The organism is Campylobacter magnus (assembly GCF_028649595.1).
Taxonomy (GTDB): domain Bacteria; phylum Campylobacterota; class Campylobacteria; order Campylobacterales; family Campylobacteraceae; genus Campylobacter; species Campylobacter magnus.
Genome location: NZ_JAQSLK010000007.1, coordinates 1 through 21,025, shown reverse-complemented (window position 1 = coordinate 21,025; position 21,025 = coordinate 1). Strand labels below are relative to the sequence as shown.

Annotated in this window: 19 protein-coding genes; 10 read left to right on the top strand and 9 right to left on the bottom strand. The window is 39.8% G+C overall.

Features of this window, described 5'->3' with window-relative positions; translation table 11 throughout:
- Positions 1 to 26: 26 nt before the first annotated feature.
- Positions 27 to 1,247, bottom strand: a complete 1,221-nt coding sequence (locus PTQ34_RS07845; RefSeq protein ID WP_273933038.1) for an MFS transporter — start codon at positions 1,245 to 1,247, stop codon at positions 27 to 29.
- Positions 1,248 to 1,299: 52 nt separating this feature from the next.
- Between PTQ34_RS07845 and hisF the strand changes: the two genes are divergently transcribed.
- From hisF to PTQ34_RS07820, 5 genes are all read left to right on the top strand, one after another.
- Positions 1,300 to 2,058: an imidazole glycerol phosphate synthase subunit HisF gene (gene hisF / locus PTQ34_RS07840; protein ID WP_273933037.1), complete on the top strand. Its 759-nt coding sequence runs from the start codon at positions 1,300 to 1,302 to the stop codon at positions 2,056 to 2,058.
- A gap of 83 nt (positions 2,059 to 2,141) precedes the next feature.
- Positions 2,142 to 2,675 (top strand): nucleoside phosphorylase-I family protein, encoded by a 534-nt coding sequence (locus PTQ34_RS07835; protein ID WP_273933036.1) that lies wholly within the window; start codon positions 2,142 to 2,144, stop codon positions 2,673 to 2,675.
- Positions 2,653 to 3,720 (top strand): 23S rRNA (adenine(2503)-C(2))-methyltransferase RlmN, encoded by a 1,068-nt coding sequence (rlmN, locus tag PTQ34_RS07830; protein ID WP_273933035.1) that lies wholly within the window; start codon positions 2,653 to 2,655, stop codon positions 3,718 to 3,720. Before PTQ34_RS07835 ends, rlmN begins: the two co-directional genes overlap by 23 nt.
- 163 nt (positions 3,721 to 3,883) lie before the next feature.
- Complete coding sequence (locus PTQ34_RS07825; RefSeq protein WP_273933034.1) at positions 3,884 to 4,384, top strand: DUF6033 family protein; 501 nt, start codon at positions 3,884 to 3,886, stop codon at positions 4,382 to 4,384.
- Positions 4,385 to 4,514: 130 nt separating this feature from the next.
- On the top strand, positions 4,515 to 5,033 hold the full coding sequence (locus PTQ34_RS07820) for a hypothetical protein (RefSeq protein WP_273933033.1): 519 nt from the start codon (positions 4,515 to 4,517) through the stop codon (positions 5,031 to 5,033).
- A 56-nt stretch (positions 5,034 to 5,089) separates the two neighbouring features.
- On the opposite strand, the gene PTQ34_RS07815 is transcribed toward PTQ34_RS07820, so the two are convergent.
- Together PTQ34_RS07815 and PTQ34_RS07810 are read right to left on the bottom strand one after the other, a co-directional pair.
- A complete protein-coding gene (locus PTQ34_RS07815) occupies positions 5,090 to 5,323 on the bottom strand; it encodes a hypothetical protein (protein ID WP_273933032.1) in 234 nt (77 codons plus the stop codon).
- Positions 5,324 to 5,565: 242 nt separating this feature from the next.
- Complete coding sequence (locus tag PTQ34_RS07810; RefSeq protein ID WP_273933031.1) at positions 5,566 to 6,765, bottom strand: NAD(P)/FAD-dependent oxidoreductase; 1,200 nt, start codon at positions 6,763 to 6,765, stop codon at positions 5,566 to 5,568.
- 161 nt (positions 6,766 to 6,926) lie between these two features.
- Between PTQ34_RS07810 and PTQ34_RS07805 the strand changes: the two genes are divergently transcribed.
- From PTQ34_RS07805 to PTQ34_RS07795, 3 genes are read left to right on the top strand one after another with little or no spacing between them, the layout of a single operon-like run.
- Positions 6,927 to 7,880: a KpsF/GutQ family sugar-phosphate isomerase gene (locus tag PTQ34_RS07805; protein ID WP_273933029.1), complete on the top strand. Its 954-nt coding sequence runs from the start codon at positions 6,927 to 6,929 to the stop codon at positions 7,878 to 7,880.
- A 1-nt stretch (position 7,881) separates the two neighbouring features.
- Positions 7,882 to 8,670, top strand: coding sequence for a pseudouridine synthase (locus PTQ34_RS07800; RefSeq protein WP_273933026.1), 789 nt, complete (start codon positions 7,882 to 7,884; stop codon positions 8,668 to 8,670).
- Positions 8,667 to 8,954 (top strand): hypothetical protein, encoded by a 288-nt coding sequence (locus PTQ34_RS07795; RefSeq protein WP_273933024.1) that lies wholly within the window; start codon positions 8,667 to 8,669, stop codon positions 8,952 to 8,954. The genes PTQ34_RS07800 and PTQ34_RS07795 overlap by 4 nt, the downstream gene beginning before the upstream one ends.
- Before the next feature lie 407 nt (positions 8,955 to 9,361).
- On the opposite strand, the gene PTQ34_RS07790 is transcribed toward PTQ34_RS07795, so the two are convergent.
- The 4 genes from PTQ34_RS07790 to PTQ34_RS07775 form a co-directional block, all read right to left on the bottom strand.
- Positions 9,362 to 10,015 (bottom strand): sulfite exporter TauE/SafE family protein, encoded by a 654-nt coding sequence (locus PTQ34_RS07790; protein WP_273933022.1) that lies wholly within the window; start codon positions 10,013 to 10,015, stop codon positions 9,362 to 9,364.
- A gap of 173 nt (positions 10,016 to 10,188) precedes the next feature.
- The gene (carA, locus tag PTQ34_RS07785) at positions 10,189 to 11,307 is read right to left on the bottom strand and encodes a glutamine-hydrolyzing carbamoyl-phosphate synthase small subunit (RefSeq protein WP_273933020.1); all 1,119 of its coding nucleotides are present in this window, start codon (positions 11,305 to 11,307) and stop codon (positions 10,189 to 10,191) included.
- The gene (locus tag PTQ34_RS07780; RefSeq protein WP_273933019.1) at positions 11,304 to 11,855 is read right to left on the bottom strand and encodes a DUF507 family protein; all 552 of its coding nucleotides are present in this window, start codon (positions 11,853 to 11,855) and stop codon (positions 11,304 to 11,306) included. Before PTQ34_RS07780 ends, carA begins: the two co-directional genes overlap by 4 nt.
- Positions 11,856 to 12,308: 453 nt before the next feature.
- Positions 12,309 to 13,823 carry a succinate CoA transferase gene (locus PTQ34_RS07775; protein ID WP_273933017.1) on the bottom strand — a complete coding sequence of 505 codons (1,515 nt, stop codon included), beginning with the start codon at positions 13,821 to 13,823 and terminating at the stop codon, positions 12,309 to 12,311.
- A gap of 151 nt (positions 13,824 to 13,974) precedes the next feature.
- On the opposite strand from PTQ34_RS07775, the gene PTQ34_RS07770 reads away from it, so the two are divergent.
- Both PTQ34_RS07770 and PTQ34_RS07765 read left to right on the top strand, forming a co-directional pair.
- The gene (locus PTQ34_RS07770) at positions 13,975 to 14,100 is read left to right on the top strand and encodes a hypothetical protein (RefSeq protein WP_273933015.1); all 126 of its coding nucleotides are present in this window, start codon (positions 13,975 to 13,977) and stop codon (positions 14,098 to 14,100) included.
- Positions 14,097 to 15,221 carry a glycosyltransferase family 4 protein gene (locus tag PTQ34_RS07765; RefSeq protein WP_273933013.1) on the top strand — a complete coding sequence of 375 codons (1,125 nt, stop codon included), beginning with the start codon at positions 14,097 to 14,099 and terminating at the stop codon, positions 15,219 to 15,221. Before PTQ34_RS07770 ends, PTQ34_RS07765 begins: the two co-directional genes overlap by 4 nt.
- A gap of 510 nt (positions 15,222 to 15,731) precedes the next feature.
- Here PTQ34_RS07765 and PTQ34_RS07760 read toward each other — a convergent pair.
- Both PTQ34_RS07760 and PTQ34_RS07755 read right to left on the bottom strand, forming a co-directional pair.
- Positions 15,732 to 18,521 carry a RecB-like helicase gene (locus PTQ34_RS07760; protein WP_273933011.1) on the bottom strand — a complete coding sequence of 930 codons (2,790 nt, stop codon included), beginning with the start codon at positions 18,519 to 18,521 and terminating at the stop codon, positions 15,732 to 15,734.
- A complete protein-coding gene (locus PTQ34_RS07755) occupies positions 18,518 to 20,836 on the bottom strand; it encodes a PD-(D/E)XK nuclease family protein (RefSeq protein WP_273933009.1) in 2,319 nt (772 codons plus the stop codon). The genes PTQ34_RS07760 and PTQ34_RS07755 overlap by 4 nt, the downstream gene beginning before the upstream one ends.
- Positions 20,837 to 21,025 lie beyond the last annotated feature (189 nt).

Genomic DNA, 21,025 nt, shown 5'->3' with positions numbered 1-21,025 from the left:
AGAATTTTAGCCTAGGAATTCTAGATTTATCCTTTTTTGTTTGAGAAAATGTATTTTAGCGCAAAAAGTAAAATAAGCAAAATCACTGTTAAAATAGAACAAATAAAAAGCCCTTGCCTAGAGCCAAACTCACTAGCCAAGTAGCCAGCAAACCACGCTCCAAGCGGTGTAGAACCCAAGAAAAACAAGCTATAAACACTCATCACTCGCCCACGAAATTCCGCCCTTGAAAACAGCTGTAAACAAGCATTTATTGCGTTTAGGCTCATTATAAAGCTAAATCCTGTAAAAATCAGCCCCACTCCAGCCCAAAAAATACTAGGCGCAAGTCCCACGCAAAAAAGCCAAAACGCACAAGCAAAAGGGCCAAAATAAATGATTTTTAAGCTAACTCTACTCATAAAAGCTGAGCCCAAAGCCCCCATAAGCGCACCCACGCCGATCCAAGCCATAAGATAGCCAAAATCGCTATCGCTACCGCCAAGCTCAAAACGCACGAGCGCCGAGACGCTCACAGAATAATTTGGTATCAAAGTAGCAAAAATCAGCAAGATTAGCAAAGGTGTAAGCAAAATATCTCGCTTTTTTATGTAGATTAGAGCTGATTTTACAGCACTTAGAACATTTTGTTTTTGCAGGTTTAGCTTGTCTGGGGCTTTTAGATGAACCAAAAACAAAGAGCAAAAAATTGCTACAAAAGAAATAGTATTTGCCAAAAAGCACGCCCCTATCCCGAGACTTGCCATCACAAGCCCAGCTAAACTAGGTCCAGCGATGCGTGAGACGCTAACAGCCATTGCATTTAGCGCAACTGCGTTTTGTAAAATAGCTCTATCACAGACAAGCTCGTAGATAAAAGCGTGGCGAGTAGGGCTATCAAGGCTATTAAATACACCCATAGCAAAGGCAAGGCTAAGTACCAAAGCATAGCTAGCAAAATCAAAAAACACACTAAGCGCAAAGATGAGAGAGACCAAACATTGACCGCCTTGGGTAAGATATAAAATGCGTTTTTTGTCTTTTATTTTATCTATAAGAGCACCTGAAAATAGCGAAAATAGCATTATCGGCACGAACTGCGCTGCGCTTACAAAGCCTACTAGCAATGGGTCGTTTGTAATAATGAGTGCTAGCCACGGCTGAGCGATGTTTTGCATCCAAGTGCCACTTTGGCTAATGCCAAGTCCTAGCCAGTAAATTAGAAAATTGCGGTTTTTTAGCGCAATAAAAGGATTTTGTTTTTTCATTTTTGTTTTTATAGAATTTTTAGCTAAAATACTAGCTAAAAAAGGCTGAGTAATGAATAAATTTGCTAAACGAATAATACCTTGTTTGGATGTAAAAGACGGCAGGGTGGTAAAAGGCACGAATTTTGTAGGCTTAAAAGACGCAGGCGACCCAGTAGAAATCGCAAAAAGATACAATGATGAGGGCGCTGATGAGCTGTGCTTTTTGGATATTACCGCAAGTCATGAAGAGCGTGATACTATCGTTCATATCGTAGAAAAAGTGGCTAAAACGCTTTTTATCCCGCTTACTGTGGGTGGGGGAATTCGCAGTATTGATGATATTTCGCGCCTTTTAAACGCAGGCTGTGATAAAATCAGCCTAAACTCAGCTGCTATAAAAAATCCTAGCTTGGTGGAGCAAGCAGCAAATAAATTTGGCAGTTCTTGCGTGGTGGTGGCAATCGATGCTAAAAAAACAAAAAATTCGCACAATGTATTTATAAACGGCGGCCGTATTGATACAGGGCTTGATGCGTATCTTTGGGCAAAAAAAGTAGCCCAGCTTGGTGCTGGCGAGATACTGCTTACATCCATGGACAGCGATGGGACTAAGGCTGGATTTGACATAGAACTTACTAGCAAAATCTCTAGCCTTGTAAGTGTGCCTGTCATCGCTAGCGGCGGGGCTGGGAGCATGGAGCATATACTAGATGTTTTTAGATGTGGGGCGGATGCGGCATTAGCAGCTAGCATCTTTCACTACAAAGAAATAGAAATAAAAACCCTAAAAGAATATCTAAGCGCAAATGGCATAAGTGTGAGAGTGTAGGAATTCTAGAATTTAAGGAATTCTAGAATTAAGGAATTCTAGATTAAGGAATTCTAGAATTCCTTAGCTTTTGGATAGTAAAAATGGATAAAAATATTTTATTTCTGTGTGCTGGAAATGGCGAAGTTTGGGACTTTGCTAAGAGTATAGGCGTGGGGCTTGTAAGCTCAGCTATGAACTTAACTAAAATTCTAGCTAGGAATTCTAGTTTTGAAAAAGTGATTTTTGTAGGCACTTGCGGGCTTTATAAAAAGGGCGAAATTTTTGATATTATAAAGAGCAAGACTGCTGTGAATATTGAAATTAGCGAGCTTTTGGGGCTTTCGTATTCGCCTTTAAATTGCGATGTTCCACATGAAACAAAAATAAATAGCTCAAATTTTATCACAACTGATAAAAGCGTGGCTAGCAAGTTTTATGAGCGAGGACTAGTGGCTGAGAATATGGAGTTTTTTAGCGTTTGCGAAGTAGCAAAAAGCTTTGGAATTCCAGTTTTTGGAGTGTTTTGCGCTACAAACTTTTGCGATGAAAACGCTCATAATGATTTTATCAAAAATCACAAAAAAGCAATGGATATTTTGGAGAATTATATAAATGAAAACTATATTAGATTTTAGTAAAAAAGAGCTTGAAAGTATGGTAAAACCTAGCTTTCGTGCTAAGCAGATTTACGAGTGGATTTATAAAAAAGGCGCAGTAGAATTCACACAAATGAGCAATCTACCAGCTGCGATGAGAGACGAGCTAACAAAAAGCTACACCATTGATAGCGTGCGTGAAGTAAAATGCGAAATCAGTAGAGATGGTAGCAAAAAATACCTTTTTGCCCTGCATGATGGCAAGACGGTTGAGAGTGTGCTACTACCGATGAAAGAAGAGCTAAGTGATGAAAATGGAGAGCTAAAACGCCACGCAAGATACACAATCTGTGTTAGTTCGCAAGTGGGCTGTAAAATGGGCTGTGCATTTTGCTTCACAGCAAAGGGTGGCTTTGTGCGAAATCTAAGCGCAGGCGAAATCGTGGGGCAAATCCTATATATAAAAAGGGCAAATGAAATTCCCTATGAAAGGCGAGTAAATGTCGTATATATGGGTATGGGCGAGCCGCTAGATAACTTTGAAAATGTCAAAAAAGCAGTAGAAATTCTAAAAGAAAATGACGGACTTGCCATAGGCGCAAGACGCCAAACTATAAGCACAAGTGGCTTAGCAAGCCAGATAAAAAAACTTGGCGAGCATGATCTAGGCGTGCTTTTAGCGATTTCACTTCATGCTGTAAATGACGAGCTGCGAGATAAGCTAATGCCAGTAAATAAAGCCTACAATATCGCTGCTGTGATGGAGGCTATCAGGGAATTCCCGATCGATCAGCGAAAGCGAATTATGTTTGAATACCTTGTGCTTGGCGGCGTAAATGACCACGAGAGTGACGCAAAAACGCTAGTAAAACTGCTAAATGGCATAAAAGCAAAGGTAAATCTCATACTTTTTAATCCGCACGAGGGCAGTGAGTTTAAGCGTCCAGCTATGAGCGATGTGGAAAAATTCCGTGATTTTTTGCGAAGTAAGGGTGTGACTTGCACGATTAGAGAGAGCAAGGGACTTGATATTTCAGCTGCTTGCGGACAGCTAAGAGAAAAGGTAAAATATGACAACGCTTGATATAGCACAAATCGGCTTTTTAGTAGTAGTGGTTGCCTTGGGGCTTGGACTTATCATCCACACACTAGCAAAAGAGAAAAAAAACGGCTGAGTTTAAGCCCTTTTTTTAAGAAAAAAAGAGGGCGCTATAATACCTTTTTCATTTTAATAAGGGAGTATAAAAATGAGTATAAAAGCAATGGGTAATATAGGTAGCGAAAAATTGTATGTAAGCGAAAATGCTTATAATTTTGCCAAGTCTCAAAACTTTGAGAAAACGGGCAAAAACGAGCTTTTAATGGATTTGAGCTCTAAATTTAGCAATTTAAAGATAGGTATCGGCACTCAGCCTGGCGGACAAGGACACGGCAATGTCGCAATAAGCCCTAGAATTCTACAAAAAATGGCAAACGACCCAGCCGAGCGTGAAAAATACGAAGCTTTGCTCTATGATTTAAACGAGTTAAAGCCAATCACACACGATTGGTTTGGTGGCAAAATCGTAGCAAGTGGAACAATAATAAACGATGATGGTTCTGTAAGCGGCTGGTCTATAGGTCAAAGTGGCGATGCAAAAGAGCAAAAATCAGCCACGCAAAAACTGCTTGAAGAACTAGAAAAATTACAAGAAAAACGCAGACTAGAAAAGCAAAAAGAAAAAACAAAGATAATTTGCTTGATGTAAAAATATAGAATCTAGAGCAAAATATCTTTGCTTTTAAACTCAGTTTTGGAATTCCAAAAAAAAGAGAAAAAAAACGGCTGAGTTTTACTCATGGCACGCTTTTGCTTAGAAATATAGAAAGGATCATGCTATGCTAAATCAAATTTCAAATCAAAATTATTTTATAAATACAAAATACACTAGCTCAAAAAGTGAGAATTCTAGTACTTTTGGCGATATGCTAAATACCTTTACACTTAAAATACATGATGAAAAAGGCAATAAAGCACTTACTAGCACTACACTAGCAAATGGCGGTTCAGCGAGCGTTTTTGAGAAAAGCGATGGCGAGTATATCGTAAAAGCATGGGATAATGAAGGCGGGGTGAAAGAATACAGCGTAAATGTAAATGAAGTAAATCCTAGTTCGGCTAGCTATTTTGAGCTTTTAGCTTATAGTTCACACAATGATAAAATAGGCAAAACCAGCTCTGCTTTGCGCGATTTTCTAAGCGCATCAGCAGGCGTGAGAAATGACAATTTTTACACCTTTAACGATATTGAGCGCAAAATTGATTTAAAATCAATGTTAAAAGAGTTTATGAATATGCAAAAAGACTTAAATCCAATCGTATATAATCACATGTTAGAATTCTATAATATAATGTAATTTTAGCCTTAGAAACTTGCTAGCTAAGGCTAAAATTTTGGAATTCCAAAATGTTTTTAGCCCAAAAGCTCTAAAAAATTTTGCCATTTTGCTTTATTTTCGTAGTCCCAGTTTGAGCTTGATTGTGCGATTATATCGCTTATTAGCGCTTTCCAGTCTAGCTTGGTATCCTTACTAAAAGTCTCTCTATACTCATTTTCCACGCGAGATTTTACCTCAGACATAGCTACTTTTAGCACAGTATCTTCAAAACTAGCCTTATTATTTTCTTTTAGATTTAGGGCATACATTTCATCGCTATTAGCATTTGTAGGGTTTACATCATTTGCGTTTATTATTTTTTTTTGAGTGCTGTAAGTGCTTAAAGTTTGATTTGAAAATTTGTGAGATTTTCATGTGTATTCCTTTATCTAGAATTCCCAAAATATCAAACAAAAGTTATTCCTAGAATTCTAGAATTCCCTAGGGAATTCTAGATAAAATCAAATATGTTTCACATAGAACAAATATCTAAAATAATGAAATACCAAAGTTAGTCGCTACTTCTAAATCTAAATTGACCTTTTTTGATAACCAAGCTTAGACCGCCGATAAAATAAAGCCATTTATTTTCAATGAAGTTTTTAAGAAAAGCTGCCACCTCGCCAGCAATGCCAACGCCAAAGGCAAAGCCCACCGCATCTGTGTGCCCGATAGAACAAACCGTGCCTTTATGATTAAAGTTGAACTCTTTTGTTTTATTGCCTCTTAGCAGAGCAACTAGTGATTTTGCTGCGTGTGCGCCCATTTGACAGGCTAGCTGTGCGGTTGGAGCGTGGATGATATCACGCTTTTTAGCACTTGCACAATCACCTAGCACAAAGACATTTTCTTGCCCTGGCATACGCAAATCAGGCTCTACTAGCACTCTATCATTTTTGCTCTCAATGCCTGAAGCACTTATTATGCTTGAGCCTTTTACACCTGCGCTCCACAAAGTCGTGTTTGCATTTATCTTTTTCTCGCCCTCATCTGTACGGATAATCACACCATCGCTCTGGCACTTTATCACCTCTCCACGCACGATATCTACGCCTTTTTTGAGGATTTTTGTGCGAGCTTTGGCACTAAGTGCTGGGCTAAACATAGGCAAAATCTGCTCTCCACGAGATACTAGCGTGATTTTTACTAGACTTGACGCAATGCCACAAATCTCGCAAAGCTCTTTTGCTCTATCACCTAGTTCGCTAGCAAACTCCACGCCAGTAAAACCGCTTCCAACCACTACAAAACTAAGATCATTTGGGTCCTTACTGCCATCAAAGTCCTTAAATTTCGTCTCAAGCTCGTGGCGCATTTTTGTCGCCCAGTTGATAGTAGCAAGGGCAAAGGTGTGCTTGTCTGCGCCCTCAATGCCAAAATAATTTGGCTCAAAACCAAGCGAAATTACCAAATAATCGTATTCATAGCAGCCTATATTTCCATTTACCTTTTTTTCATTTATATCTATTTTTGTGATTGTATCTTTGATAAACAAGGCTTTTTTAAGAATTTTTCTATAAAAAATTCTCGCTTTTCTAGCACTATAAGTGCCAAGTGCCACGCGGTGTAAAAGCGTGCTTTGATAGTGATAGTCGTGCTTTGAGATTAGCGTGACCTCAGCTTCATCATCTCTTAGCAGTTTTTCTAAGCGCAAGGTGCACTCCAAGCCTGCATATCCGCCGCCTAAAACAAGGATTTTTTTCTTTTGCATTTTTAAGCCTTTAAATTTTTTGATATTCTATCATAAAAGCATTTAAAAAATTTTTTTAAAAAAAATTACTAAATTTTTATAAGTTTTCTTTTAGAATTCTAGAATAAATAGCAAAAATTTTACTTCTTTTTGCTAAAATAAAGCAGATTAAAAGGATGAAAATGGATATTTTAAACTTCGCAAAAGATATTTTGCGCTTAGAGGCTAGCGAGCTAGAAAGACACGCAAACAGCCTTGATTCTAGGTTTTGTAAGGCTCTAGAGCTTATAAAAAACGCCAAAGGCAAGCTAATAGTAACAGGCGTAGGCAAAAGCGGACACATCGGCGCAAAAATTGCCGCCACCGCAGCTAGCACCGGCACGCCTGCGTTTTTTTTACACCCTACAGAGGCTATGCACGGCGACCTTGGTATGATAGCAGATGGTGATATCATCCTAGCTATCAGCTATAGCGGTGAGAGCGGCGAGCTGCTAGCCATACTCCCACACATCAAGGCTCGTGGCGTAAAAGTCATCGCCATGAGTAAAGAAAATAGCTCGCTTGCTCGCCTAAGCGATGTCAATCTAAGCCTAGATATAGAGCGTGAGGCCTGTCCATTTAACGCCGCACCAAGCGTGTCTACCACACTTACTTTAGCTCTTGGCGATGCGCTAGCACTATCACTCATGAAGCTAAAAAACTTTGCTATCACAGACTTTGCAGCTTTTCATCCAGGCGGTGCGCTTGGCAAAAGACTATTTTTAAAAGTCCACGATGTCATGCGAAAAGAAAATCTGCCTATCGTAAATGAAAACGCCAGCCTAAAAGAAGCAATCTCAGCTATGAGTACTGGCAAGCTAGGTTCTGCTATTATCCTTAATGCTAGCGGAGAACTAGCTGGGATAATCAGCGATGGAGACTTGCGCAGAGCCTTAGAAAATCCTAGCTTTGATTTAAATGCAAAGGCTCTAAATTTCGCTACAAAAAGCCCAAAAACACTAAGCGATGAGAACACTCTAGCCTACGATGCTCTAAAAATTCTCCAAGAAAACAAAATCCAAATCCTAATCATCACAAAAGAAAATAAGCCAATAGGCGTGCTTCACATCCACGACCTAACAGCACTAGGACTATAAAATGCGCTTAAATCAATACATCGCCGCAAACACAAACTACTCTCGCAGGGCTGCTGACGAGCTAATAAAAGAGGGTAAAGTCCGCATAGGAAATAGCGTAGTAACCGAGCTTGGCACGCAGTATAAAGAGGGCTCGCCCGTGTACATAAACGGCCGCAAAATCACGCAAAAAGATGGCTTTACAGCCATAGTCTATCACAAACCAAAAGGGCAAATCGTTAGCCACAGCGACGAGCGAGGCAGAGAGGTTATTTTTGATAGCTTGCCAAATGGCTTTAAGCACTTTTGCTTTGTAGGCAGGCTAGACTATGCTAGCAGCGGCCTACTCATACTTACAGACAGCCCAAAGGTAGCCCACGCACTAGAAAAAAGTGACTTAGAGCGTGAGTACTATGTCAAGGTTAAAGGGCAGGTCGGCGAGGTAGTCTTTGAAGCCATGAGAAACGGCCTAAAAGCCGCTGATGCCACAAAAGGCGCTCACGCAAAAACAAAGATAAAAAGCATGGAGTTTGCGCCTTTTCTAGCCTTTAAGGTAGTTAGTCAAAGCGGACCTTATACAAGGCTTAGAGTCATCATAAAAGAGGGGCAAAACAGGGAGCTAAGACGCTTTTTTGGCTATTTTGACCTGCCTGTGATGGATCTAAAGCGTGTGGCCTTTGGCTCTCTTAGCTTGGATACTTTAAAAGAGGGCAAATGGCGGTATTTTAGTGCTAGCGAGTACTCAGCACTAAAAGATTTTCTAAACCCAAAAAAAGATACCCAAAAAACTCAAACAAAGGATAAAAAATGAAAAAAATACTAATTTTAGCACTTTGTGCTTTTGGCGTGGCAAATGCTGCTAAATTAAGCGACTTTGAGCTTAGAATCTGTAAGCTTTATAACGAGGCAGGCAAGGCAAGGGCTGAGAAAAAATATGGCAAAGCTAAGTTTTTAGAGGGCCAGCTCTCAAACTTGCTTGATATACAGCGCGTCTCAATATCTAGCTGCCCAAAAGAATACCAAGAATACGGCTGGAAAGCAGAGCCAAGACAATACCAAAGCAATGGAGATAGAGGCAGATTTCTTTTTGACTAAAATCTAGAATTCCTAGGGGCTTTTTGCGTTTATATCATTTAAGAATTCTAGAATTCCCAAGCTTTGTGTCATCCCCCAGCTTGACTGGGGGATCTCTATATGAAATTCTAGTTTAAGGAATTCACTTTGGGAATTCTAAAATTCCTAGGCTTTTTTGGGGTTATGGGGTATTTTTTATTTTAAGGAATTCTAAAATTCCTAAGACTAAAAATATCACAAATTTTAGCGGGGTTTTAGGGGCGGCAGCCCCTAAGGGTTTAGGGCGTAGCCCTTATAAAACTAGCGAGCTAGGCTAGATTTATCTAGCCTAAAAGCGAGCAAAATTCTAAAATTCTTAGTCAAAAATCACTAGGAATTCTAGAATTCCATAAAAAGACACCCCCTAACCCCCAGAAAATCTAGAATTCCTACAATAACATATAGCCTTTAAATGCTAAATAAAGTCCATAAGCGCAAACCAAAAGGGCTGAGAGTAGCTCAAAAATAAAGCGCAGTCTTTGGGTAAAAAAGCGTGAGAGCAGGGCGTAAAAAAGCAGCGCAGGCGTAGTGCAAAGCCCAGCTAGTACCATCACAAGCGCTGAGAGTGCGCCTGAGCCAAGCGAAAAGCTCATAGCCAAAAATGTATAAACCACCCCGCAAGGCAAAAGCCCATTTAAAAAGCCAAGAAGCACTATATAGCGGCGTTTTTGAAGTTTTAAAGCAAGGGCTAGGATTTTGCCTTGGATAAAAGAGTTTTCAAAAAAAGCTAGCATTTTGCCACGGAGCAAAAGCGAGACTCCAAGCACGACTAGCAAAACACCAGCGCCAAAAAACACTAGCCCCTTAGCACTAGCATCTCTCATCACCCCAGCACCAAAATAGCCAAAAACAGCCCCCAAGCACGCATAAGCCATGGTTCGCCCAGCGTGATAAAGCAGCATCATTACAAGCGTGCTAAGCTTACTAAGGCTAGCACAAAGCCTACCTAAAATGACATTAAAGCCCCCACACATAAAAGAACAATGCGAAAAAGAAAGAACAAATGCTGTGATAATAATGTTTAAAATAAATGCGCCACTCATTATAAAATGCTTTTTGAAATTTTGATATAGGAATTCTAAAATTCCTAAGACTAAATCTAAAATTCCTAGAATAGAATTTAGAATTCCATAGGCGAAATTCTAGAATTCCCTAGAAATTCTAGAATTCCCTAGAATTTCTAGAATTCCCTAGAAATTCTAGAATTCCTTAAAGCTTAAAGTGCTTTTAAAAACTGCGCAAAAAGATACTCGCTCTCGTGCGGTCCTGCGCTACTTTCTGGGTGGTGCTGGACTGAGAAAACCGGAGCATTTTTATACGCCACGCCCTCTATTGTATTATCAAAAAGATTGCGGTGTGTGATATTTGCCACCTCAGCAATGCTCTCAGGGACATTGTAGTTGTGATTTTGGCTAGTAATTTCTACAGCACCGGTGATTAGATTTTGGACTGGGTGATTTGAGCCGTGCTGGCCAAATTTTAGCTTGTAAGTAGGATAGCCAAAGGCATTTGAGAGCAGCTGATGACCTAGACAAATGCCAAACATAGGAATTTTTGCTTCTATTAGCTTTTTAATCTCTGCGATTTGCGCCCCAAGGCTAACTGGATCACCTGGGCCGTTGCTTAAAAACACGCCGTGAATTTCGCCTTTTTTAAACATATCTATTAACGCGTCAGCCTTTGTGTCATGGGCAAAGACCCTTACTTTGATGCCAGCACTAACTAGTTCGTTTAGGATATTTTGCTTTACACCATAGTCTAGCACGGCTACGCATTTTGTTAGTTTTTCTGGGCTTTCATACGCAGCTTTTGCGCAGCTCCACACGCCTTTATTGTGCGTGTAACCCTCTTTTGTGCTAACCTCGGCTACAAAGTCTATTTCAGCGATTTTTTTTGAAGTTTTTAAGCGGGCTTCTAGCTCGTTTTTATCGCTAATCTCAGTTGAGACAATAATATTTTGAGCTCCACGGCTACGCATTAGCTTTGTTAGGGCTCTTGTGTCTATGTTATAAACTGCGATTTTACCTTGAGATTTTAAAAACTCATCCAAACTAGCGGTAGAGCGAAAGTTGCTAGCAAAGGTATTTAGCCGTCTTGCAAACATACCGCAAGCATGAATTTTAGAGCTTTCCATGTCATTTTCGTTTGTGCCTACAATGCCGATTTCTGGCATAGTAAAGACGATAAACTGCCCAGCATAGCTTGGATCAGTTAAAATCTCTTGATAGCCTGTCATAGATGTGTTAAAAATCATCTCGCCAGTATAAGTCCCGCTCGCACCCAAAGCATCAGCGCACAAAAACACGCCACCTTCAATAAAAATATACGCTTTCATCCTATTATCCCGTGCTTTCTTAGTTGTTCTTCGTAGGCTTTTTCAAAGGCTAGTTCATACTCAGGCGAGCCATAAGCTAGCTTCTCTTTGCCCTCAAGCTCATCAAAAGCCGCACGCTGCGCTTTTTCAAAGTTTTTAAGATAGCCCTCAATCGCAGAGTAAATCACATTTTTTACTCTATTTTCGCTTACATTGTACTCAAGTGCGTCTTTTTTCCACGCAGTATTTAATATATCGTGCGAGATGTGAGAGTAGCGCTCATCGTGATTTAGCTCAAAGCCCATTTGCGAAGCAAGTTTCTTTTTGATCATGCCAAACATCGCCCTGCGGTCAACTTGCATAAACTCTATATCGCCCTCGTTATCGTCCATTAGCTCATTAGCGCGCTCTTCTATGGCGCGTTCTGCGTTTATGTCTTTTAGGATGATATCAGTAGCGATTTGCGTGATTTCATCGCCGCCGTTTTTTAGGCTTACAAAGCCGCATTTTAGTAGCTCATAGGCTATTTTGCGCGCGATAAACGGCGCATGTTGTGCTTTGATACGCATTAGATTTCCTTGAAAATTTTGGGATATATTCTAACTAAATTTTGGTTAAGAGTTTATAAAATTTTTAGGAATTCTTTTTTCTTGGGGTTATGGGGTATTCTTTTTGAAAAAAATTTTGGATAATTTATTCTAGGGAATTCTAGAATTTTCGTCATTGCGAGCGAAGCGAAGCAATCTCTAGGAATTCTAGATTTTTTAGGGAATTCTAGAATTTTGCTCGCTTTTAGGCTAGATAAATCTAGCCTAGCTCGCAAATTTTATAAGGGCTACGCCCTAAACCCTTAGGGGCTGCCGCCCCTAAAACCCCGCTAAAATCTAGAATTCTCTTGCTTTATCTGCGTTTTTGGGGAATTCTAGAATTTCCAGTGATTTTTGCTTGGGAATTCTAGTTTTTGCTCAGGAATTCTAGATTTAGGAATTCTAGAATTCCTAGGCAAATATTTCAAAAAGTACTTATTTCATTGAGCCGGTTTTGTTGTATTTATCGTGCCAGCTTAGAGCTTTGCTTAGTATGTGTGGAGTGTGTCCGGCTGGTTTGCCATTCTCGCCTTTGCACGCCTCATCAAAATACGCTTGTAGCATTGGGCGGTAGTCTGGGTGAGCGATTTTTATCATCTCAGCGGCTCTTTGTCTTGGGCTTTTGCCTCTAAGATCAGCATAGCCATACTCAGTAGCTACTACCATAGTATCGTGCTCTGTGTGATCTACATGCGCTACAAAAGGCACGATTGCGCTGATGTCGCCGCCTTTGGCAGTTGATGGTGTAACAAAGATTGAGATATAGCCATTTCTAGCAAAATCGCCAGAACCACCGATACCGTTCATCATTTGCGTTCCCATGGTGTTTGTGCTATTTACATTGCCGTAGATGTCAGCTTCTAGCATGCCATTCATACCTATGATGCCAAGTCGGCGGATGACCTCAGGATGGTTTGAGAACTCTTGAGGGCGAAGGACAATGTGCTTTTTGTAAAACTCTATATTTTCTCTAAAATCCTCTATAGCCTCTGGGCTAAGTGAAAGCGAGGCTGAGCTAACCTCTGTTACAACGCCAGCTTTAATTAGAGCTAAAAGCCCGTCTTGGATAACCTCAGTATAGCAGCTAAGACCTTTATATCCAGCACGCTCTAAGCCTGCTAGCACGGCGTTTGCTACATTGCCGATGCCTGATTGTAGCGGCAAAAGTTTGCCTTTTGGCAGGCGGCCCTCGGCTTCTTCTTTTTGTAGAAATTTTACTACATTATCGCCGATTGCGATTGAGACCTCATCAAGTGGAGTAAAGCTATTTACTCTATCTTTGCTCTCGCCGACTACGACAGCTACTACCTTGCTAGGATCTACTTTCATATATGGAGTGCCGATTCTATCGCTTGGGCGGTTTATGTTGATTGGCTCTCTAAAAGGTGGCTTTGGCAGGCAAGCTACATCGTGAATTCCCTCTAAGCTCTCTGGTTGGGCGCAGTTTACTTCTAGGATCACCTTTTTAGCGTAGTTTAGCCAGTTTTGGTTGTTGCCGATCGAGGTTGATGGGATTAGCGAGCCATCTTCTTTTATACCTAGAATTTCAATGATAGCAAAGTCCATCTCGCCAAAAAACCCAGCCTCTACTTGCTGTGCTAGAGAGCTAAGATGAACATCCATATACTCAGTCTCATTTGTATTTATCGCGCCTCTCATATCACGATCAGTCATAAAAGGCGAACGAAAGCTAACAGCATTTGCTTTTGCTAGATCGCCATCTAAGTGTGGGTCAGTTGATGCGCCTGTTAGTGCGCCGATTTTATACTCTTTGCCCTGCGCGTGAAGAGCCTCTGCTCTTTTTGCAATAGCTAGTGGCAGATGAATAGGCGCACCAGCACCAACAAAGCCACTAAATCCTACCAAAGCACCATTTGGCACCAAGGCAGCTGCTGCGTCAGCGTCCATGATTTTTGCTGCAAAATCTGCATTTTTTACTCTGTTTTGCATATTTTTATCCTTTCAGTTGTTTTTCAGCTCAAATTTAACCAAATTTATTTAAACAAAAAAGCAGAATTTACATTTAAAACTTTTTAATTGTGTAGAATTTACACAAAAAATTGCTAAAATTCTAGAATTCCAATAAAAAAAGGTGCGGCACTTGCCCTTAGTGTGCCTGATCTGCGCCGAAGATAGAATACATAATTCATCAAGGCGCAGAGCAGGTGCAATAAGGGTAAGAGCCCCACCAGCCGAGTTTAAACAAAACATAAGGATTATAAAATGAGAATAGGTTTTTTATCACATAGCGACATGAGCATTTATTATTTTAGATTGCCTATCATGCGTGCTTTAAAGGACGCCGGACACAAAGTCTATGCTATCATGCCAAAGGGCGCTTATGAAAAGCGTGTGGGGGCTGAGTTTGAGTGCGTTTTTTATGATATTGATGGTGCTAGTATAAATCCACTTCGCGTGGGTAAAAACGCTCTAAATCTAGCAAAAGCCCTAGCCCCACTTCACCTTGACATGCTCCAAAGCGCAGCGCATAAAAGCAATGTTTTTGGCACGATGGCAGCTAGTATGATAGGTATAAAAAATATTTTTTGCCTTGTTGAGGGGCTAGGATCTGCTTACACAGGTGATAGCTGGAAGCATAAAATCTTGCGCTTTGTGCTAGAAAACCTTTATAAAAACACGCTAAATAAGGCAAAGGCTTGTATTTTTGTAAGCGAGGCTGATGCGAAGTTTTTTAGCGAAAAAAAGCTTTGCAATAAGGATAAAATCAAGGTTATTAAAAGCGTGGGCATAAACTGCGCTGATTTTACCCCAAGCCCTGAGCTAGCTGCGCCAGAACTAGAGCAGCTAAAAGGCAAAAAAATCGTGCTAATGGCAGCAAGGGCTCTTGTAGATAAGGGCGTGGGCGAGTTTTACGAAGCGGCTGATATTTTAAGTGCCAGAAAGGACTGCGCCTTTGTCTTTGTAGGCTCGCCTGTAAAGGGCAAGGCTGGATTTAGCACTGAGTTTTTGAGTTCAGGCGCAAATGTCTTTTACCTGCCGTGGAGCGATAATATAAAGGCTCTTTTAAACGCAAGCTATATTTATGCGCTGCCAAGCTACGCTGAGGGCTTTCCACGCACGATTTTAGAGGCTATGGCTATGGCTAAGCCTTGCGTGGCAAGCAAGGCTAGGGGCTGCGATGAGGCTGTGTGTGATGGGCAAACTGGGCTTTTGTGTGAAGTAAGAAGTGGGGCTGATTTAGCCGCTAAAATCTCGCAGCTTTTGGATGATGAGAATTTGGCTTTTAACATGGGGCAAAAAGCTAGGCAAATAGCGCAGAGCAAATACGATGAGAGCATTGTAGTAAAAGAGTATTTAGAGCTTTATAAAAGCTTTGGAATTTGCTAGGGAATTCTAGAATTCCCTAAAATTCGTCATTGCGAGGCTTTGAAAAAGCCGAAGCAATCTCACTCAAAATTCCGTCTAAAATTCCCTAAGCCTCGTGTCATCCCCCGACTTGATCGGGGGATCTCATCACAAATAATTTTAGAATTTCTATAGAGATCCTCGGGTCAAGCCCGAGGATGACATAATAGGGAATTCTAGAATTCCTAGAGATTGCTTCGCTTCGCTCGCAATGACGGCGATTTTCGCAATGACAGAATTCCCACAATGACGAATTTTAGGAAATTCTAGAATTCCTAAGCCTTGTGTCATCCCCCAGCTTGACTGGGGATCTCATCACAAAGAATTTAGAATTCCATATAGAGATCCCCCAGTCAGGCTGGGGGATGACATAGTAGAGAATTTTGACGGAATTCCGTAATGACGGAATTCACGGAATTCACGGAATTTTGACGGAATTCTAGAATTCCTAGAGATTGCTTCGCTTCGCTCGCAATGACAAGCTAAGGAATTCTAGAATTCCAAGTCCTTTAAATAGCACTCATCGCCCATAAATGTCACAAAATACGCAGTTGCTGGCTTTTTGTAGATAGCTTCTACTGCGTTTTTGTATAGCTTCATCTGCTCGCTGCTGTTTTTAGCAGCATTTACCGAGCTTTTAAAGTCCAAAATCACAGCCTCATTTTCGCCTAAAAGCAGCGCATCAAGGCGCAAAAGCTTGCCTTTAAAAATCAGCTCTTGTTCTTTAAAATAGTCCTTAAAGTCCGCAAACTTCTGCTTTTTAAGCTCTGCAAAGCTTGCTATCCTAGCCTTTATGCTAGAAAATGCCTCCTCATCAAGCAAGTAGCCAAATTTGTTTTTTGCTAGAGCTAGACCTTGCTCTATGCCCTTTTTATCAAACTCTCCGCTAAGTTCAAAAGCGTAGTGTAAAGCCTGTCCAAAATAAATATTTTTTAGCCCTGCGCCAGACCTGCTGCCTTCTTTTATCGGCACTTCTTGGCATGGAATTCTCTCAAAAGCCGCGCAAGGCTCGCTAAATAAACTCTCATCTTGCTTATTTTCGCCAGCGAAAAACTCCCCACGCACACCATCTTTTAGATCAAGCACTTCTTTTATCTGCCCGCTGCTGGTATAGGGCTTAAAGTAGCTTGGAGCGTTGCCATCGCCGCCATTTCTTGCGATGATAAAAAGGCTGTATTTTGCCCTAGTAAATGCGACATAAAGCTTATTTAATCTCTCATCATCATTGATTTTTTCTATTTTTGCCTTTATGTTTTTGTAGTTTTCATCGCCTAGGAATTCTAGAATTCTCTCATTTAGCGTGATTTGCCACTTTGCGCTTTTTAGGTCGTAGTGGCTTAAAAACACGCTATCATCGTTTCTGCCCTTGCCAAATCTATCGCAAACAATGCAATGCTCCAAGCTTAGACCTTTGCTTTTGTGAACTGTTAGGATATTTATGCCGCCCTCATCAGTGTCGCTAGCCGGGGTGCTGTCGCTTTGGATTTTATAAAAAAACTCATAAATATCATTAGTGCTAGCAGCGATTTCATAGAGTTTTAGGCAGTTTTTGCTTAGATAATTTAGCCCTAGTTCTTTGCCTAGCATTTTTAGCGTACGAGCAGGGTCATTGAATGCTAGTTTCTTAGGCTTTGCGCTGATGCCAAAGCGAGCTAAAAACTCGCAAAAATACTCACTCTCATCAGGGCACAAACAAGCTCTAAGATAGGCTAGCAAGATTTGAATTTGCCTGCTTGCTTTTAACTCTTTTGCGCTGCTTGCGACCTTTATGCCACGGCTTTGTAAATGCTCTTTGATGTAGGTTATTTCTTCATTTTGCCAGCATAAAATGTGGATTTGACTAGGTTTTATGCCCTTCTGTAGCAAAAAATCTACCTTGCTATCAAGCAGGGCAAAAAAGCTCTCATCATTTTTCTCATTTTTATCATACTCAAAGCTTGAAATATCCACAAGTCCAGCTACTTTGCCAAGGTTAGTTTCATCTTTTAGCTGAGCTTTATAGCCTTGGGTCTTGCCGCTAAAGGTCTCATTTACAAAATCTACTATGCTAGCGGTGCTTCTGCGATTTATATTTAAGCTCTCAAGCTTGATTTGCTTAAAACAGCTGTCTTTGATATAATCAAAAATCTCTTTGTGCGACCCACGAAAAGCATAAATGCTCTGCTTTTTATCGCCTACATAAAAAAAGCTGCCTAGCCTTTCATTTTGCCCATATCCAGCAAAAATTTCAGCGATTAATGGCAAAAGCGTCTCAAACTGCCTAGCATCTGTATCTTGAAACTCATCAATTAAAATATCATCAATGCGACCATCAAGCCTAAAATACAGCTCATTTGGCTCAAATTTTTTCTCATCATTTCTAAGCAGTTCATAAACAAAAGCACAAACATCGCTAAAATCCATAGCATTTTTTGCTTTTATCGCCTCTTTTCTGGCTTTTTTGTATTTTTTAAGCTCTTCAAAAAAGCTAGAAATTTTATGAGCGCAAAAGCCCTGATAATAAGCTTTTAGCGCAGATATTAGAGCTTCTTTTTCAAAGGGACATTTATCTATAGCCTTTTTAGCTATTTTTGCCTCTTTTTCATCAAAAAGAAGTTTGTAAAAATCTTTTATGTTTTTTACTTCATTAAAAGCATTTACGCCTTTTTTCTCACAAACTAAAAGTGCTGCTTTTTTTAGCTCATCATATGCTTGCCACACTGCGCTTTGAGAGGGCGCAGGGATTAGTGAGCTTTCTATATCATACTCGCTCATTTGCTTTGCAACCTCTAAGAAATTTGCAGCGGTTTTGAAATTTGCTGAGAGAATAAATCTTGCTAGGGCTTTTATCTCGTCTTTGCTTAGTAGTTTTATTAGGTTTTGGTTTATGAGATTTTCTAGATTTTCTCCATTGCTAAAATCAGGCAAAAGTCCTACATTTAAACTAAACTGTCTTAAAATTTGGGCAAAAAACGCATCAAAGGTGTAGATTTTTAGCTCGCTAGATAAAAAATCTTTTTGCCTTTCCGTTAAGCGGTCTTTTACCTCATCAACACTTATTTCAAGCAAGGCTGAAATATCGCTAAGCTCATAGTTTTGCGGACTTAAAAATGTTTTGATGATTTTTTCTTTCATCTCGTTTGCGGCTTTGTTTGTAAAGGTTATAGCTAGGATATTTGAAATGACCTGGTAGCGCTCATTTTGCTTATCTAAAATTAATGCTACAAAGCGCACCGCTAGACTTGAGGTTTTGCCGCTACCAGCACTGGCTTCTAGTGCTAAAAATCTTTTATCTTCTTTCATAATTGCCCCTTTAAAAGCTCTTTAAATGAGTAATTATGCTCTTTGCCCCCACAGCTACAAACAAAACCATCATTTCTCCCAGCAAAAAAATCTTTTATCTTTTGTATTTCATCTTCTAAGATTACTGGCTTTGCTCTTTGGCTTGGTTTTTTCTCATCAAAGTCCATGCTCTCTTTTAAGTCTATAAAATACCCCTTGCTTGCCCCACTTAGTGCCTTATAAAATTGTAATTGTAAGTCGTTTTTAGGCAAAGAGCCGGTTTTATAATCAATCACGCAAAGCTCGCCATTTTCATTTATATCTATGCGGTCGATTTTGCCCTCGATTTTTATCCCACAAAACTCATTTTTTAGCTCTTTTTCACACGCACTTACTCTCCAGCCCTTGCTAAAATGTTCGTTTTGTAGCTCGCAAAAACGCTTTAATCTCTCTTTTAGCATCTCAAACTCAAGCTCATCTATGCTAGAGCTTGCTTTAAAGGCATTATCAAGCATAGAGCAAAGCAGTCTATAATCACAGCTGTCTTTGTGCTCGCTAAAATACCTTGCTAACGCGCTATGAATAGTAGTGCCAAAATCTGCGCTGTCCCTTAAGGCTCCAAGATTTCTTGGCTCTTTTAGCCCTAAAATGTATTTGTAATAGTATAGCTCGTGGCATTTCATAAAAGCATTAAGGCGAGAAAAAGAAAGCGCAGAAGCAAAAAAATCATGTTCTACACGCAAATTTGGCTTTAGGAATTCTAGAATTCTCTCAGGTCTAGCTAGAGCAATTTCGTAGTTTTTCTCATCGTTTTTTAGTTCAAACTCATCAAGTCCTAGTTCTTTTAAAAACCTAGATTTTACGCTTTGTTCATTTTGCGTAAAGCTTATGCTAAGGTATTTTGCGCCGTTTATTAGCGCATTATAGTAGCCTTTTTGTAGATTTTCTCTATCTTTGTGGCTAATAAGCCCAGCTCTGGCTCTAATCTTTGAGCTTAAAAACAGCTCTTTTTGTGAGCGTTTTGGCACTATATCATCGTTAAAATCCACGATTATCACGCCTTTTGGCTTTGCGCCACGGCTTTCTAGCAGTCCCATGGCTGTCACAGCACCGCCGCCACTTAGGCTCACACTTGTCTTGCTAAGCGCATCTAAGATTAGCTCCAAAACCTCTTTGGTTTTTAGAGTTTGTAAGTTTTTGCTTAGCATTTCAAGGCTAAAAAGCTCTTTGCTAAAAGCATTTTCTAGCTCGCTAGCATTTGTGCTATGCTCATAAAGTGGCTTTAAAAGTTCGCTAATTGCGCCAAAATCAGCTGGATTTTCATAAGAGTTTTTAAAGAATTCTAGATATTTTGTCTCGTAGTGATAGGCGGTGTCTTTTTTTAGCGTATTTTGCACAGCATTTAGCACGCAAAAAGCAAGCTCATCTCGCACACTTTTGCCCATTGCGTAGTTTAGCATGTTATTTTCATCTATGTTTCTAAGTATCTGCGCAAAGCTCTCATCAGGCAAAATCACAGCTATCTCATCAGCCTTTAGACCTGCTCTTATCATGCGTGAAATCTCATCAAAGACAAAAGCACATTGCAAACTACGCTCGCTAAAGCCTTGAACTCTTATACTTTCAGGTTTTTTTGGCGCCAACTTTTCTTCGCTTATGATTTTATTTTCGCTAGCATTTATTTCGTATTCAAAGCCATTTTTTAAAGATATATTAAAGCTTTCTGTTATTAGCTCTTGAAGCTTGGAGTTAAATTCCGTGGTTTTAAAACCTAGTTTTAGCTCGCAAAGTTGTGAAATCTGTTTAAATACCTGCATTTCGTGCTTTGATGGAATTCCATCAAGAAAGATTTTTATGCTAGAAAATTCTTTGATAAAACTATCATTTATCTCATAATCACTGCTTATTTCATCATAAAAGCCCTTTGCTTTAAGATTTTTTTCATACTCTTTAAAGAGATTAGCTAGAATTCTCAAATGCTCGCCAAAGTTATCATAAGTATCTTTTAGCTCGATTTTTTCTATACTAATGCCAAAAAGACAAAGTTCTTTAAAAAAGCTAAAAATATACTCGCTACACTTCAAAAAAGCAAAAAACTCACTAGGAATTCCCAAAGCTTCTTTTGCTTCTTTTACGCTTGAAATAGCGTTTTTTAGGCAGTAGAGTTTGGTGGCGGTGTCTGCTTTTTTTAGCCCATTTACGATGATAACTCGCTCAAAAAACTCGCCCAAATCATAGCATTTATTCAAAGCTACATCAAAGCCAAAAAGGCTTTTTTTATACTCTCTTAGAGCCCTTGCGGTGCTAAATACTAGTGCTTCGTTTTTTTTTAACATTTGCTTCTTGCCTTATTTGTTTTTTTGCTTTATAAAAAGTCTTAAAAAATGGTGAAATTATGAAATAAATAAGATATTTGGTGCCTAAGGGGTTTTAAGCATTGAATACCCTCTAAATACCATAAAAACATTATTTCAAGCGTCTAATTTTTTCAATATACCCGCTAAAATACGAATTCCCACCGCCAT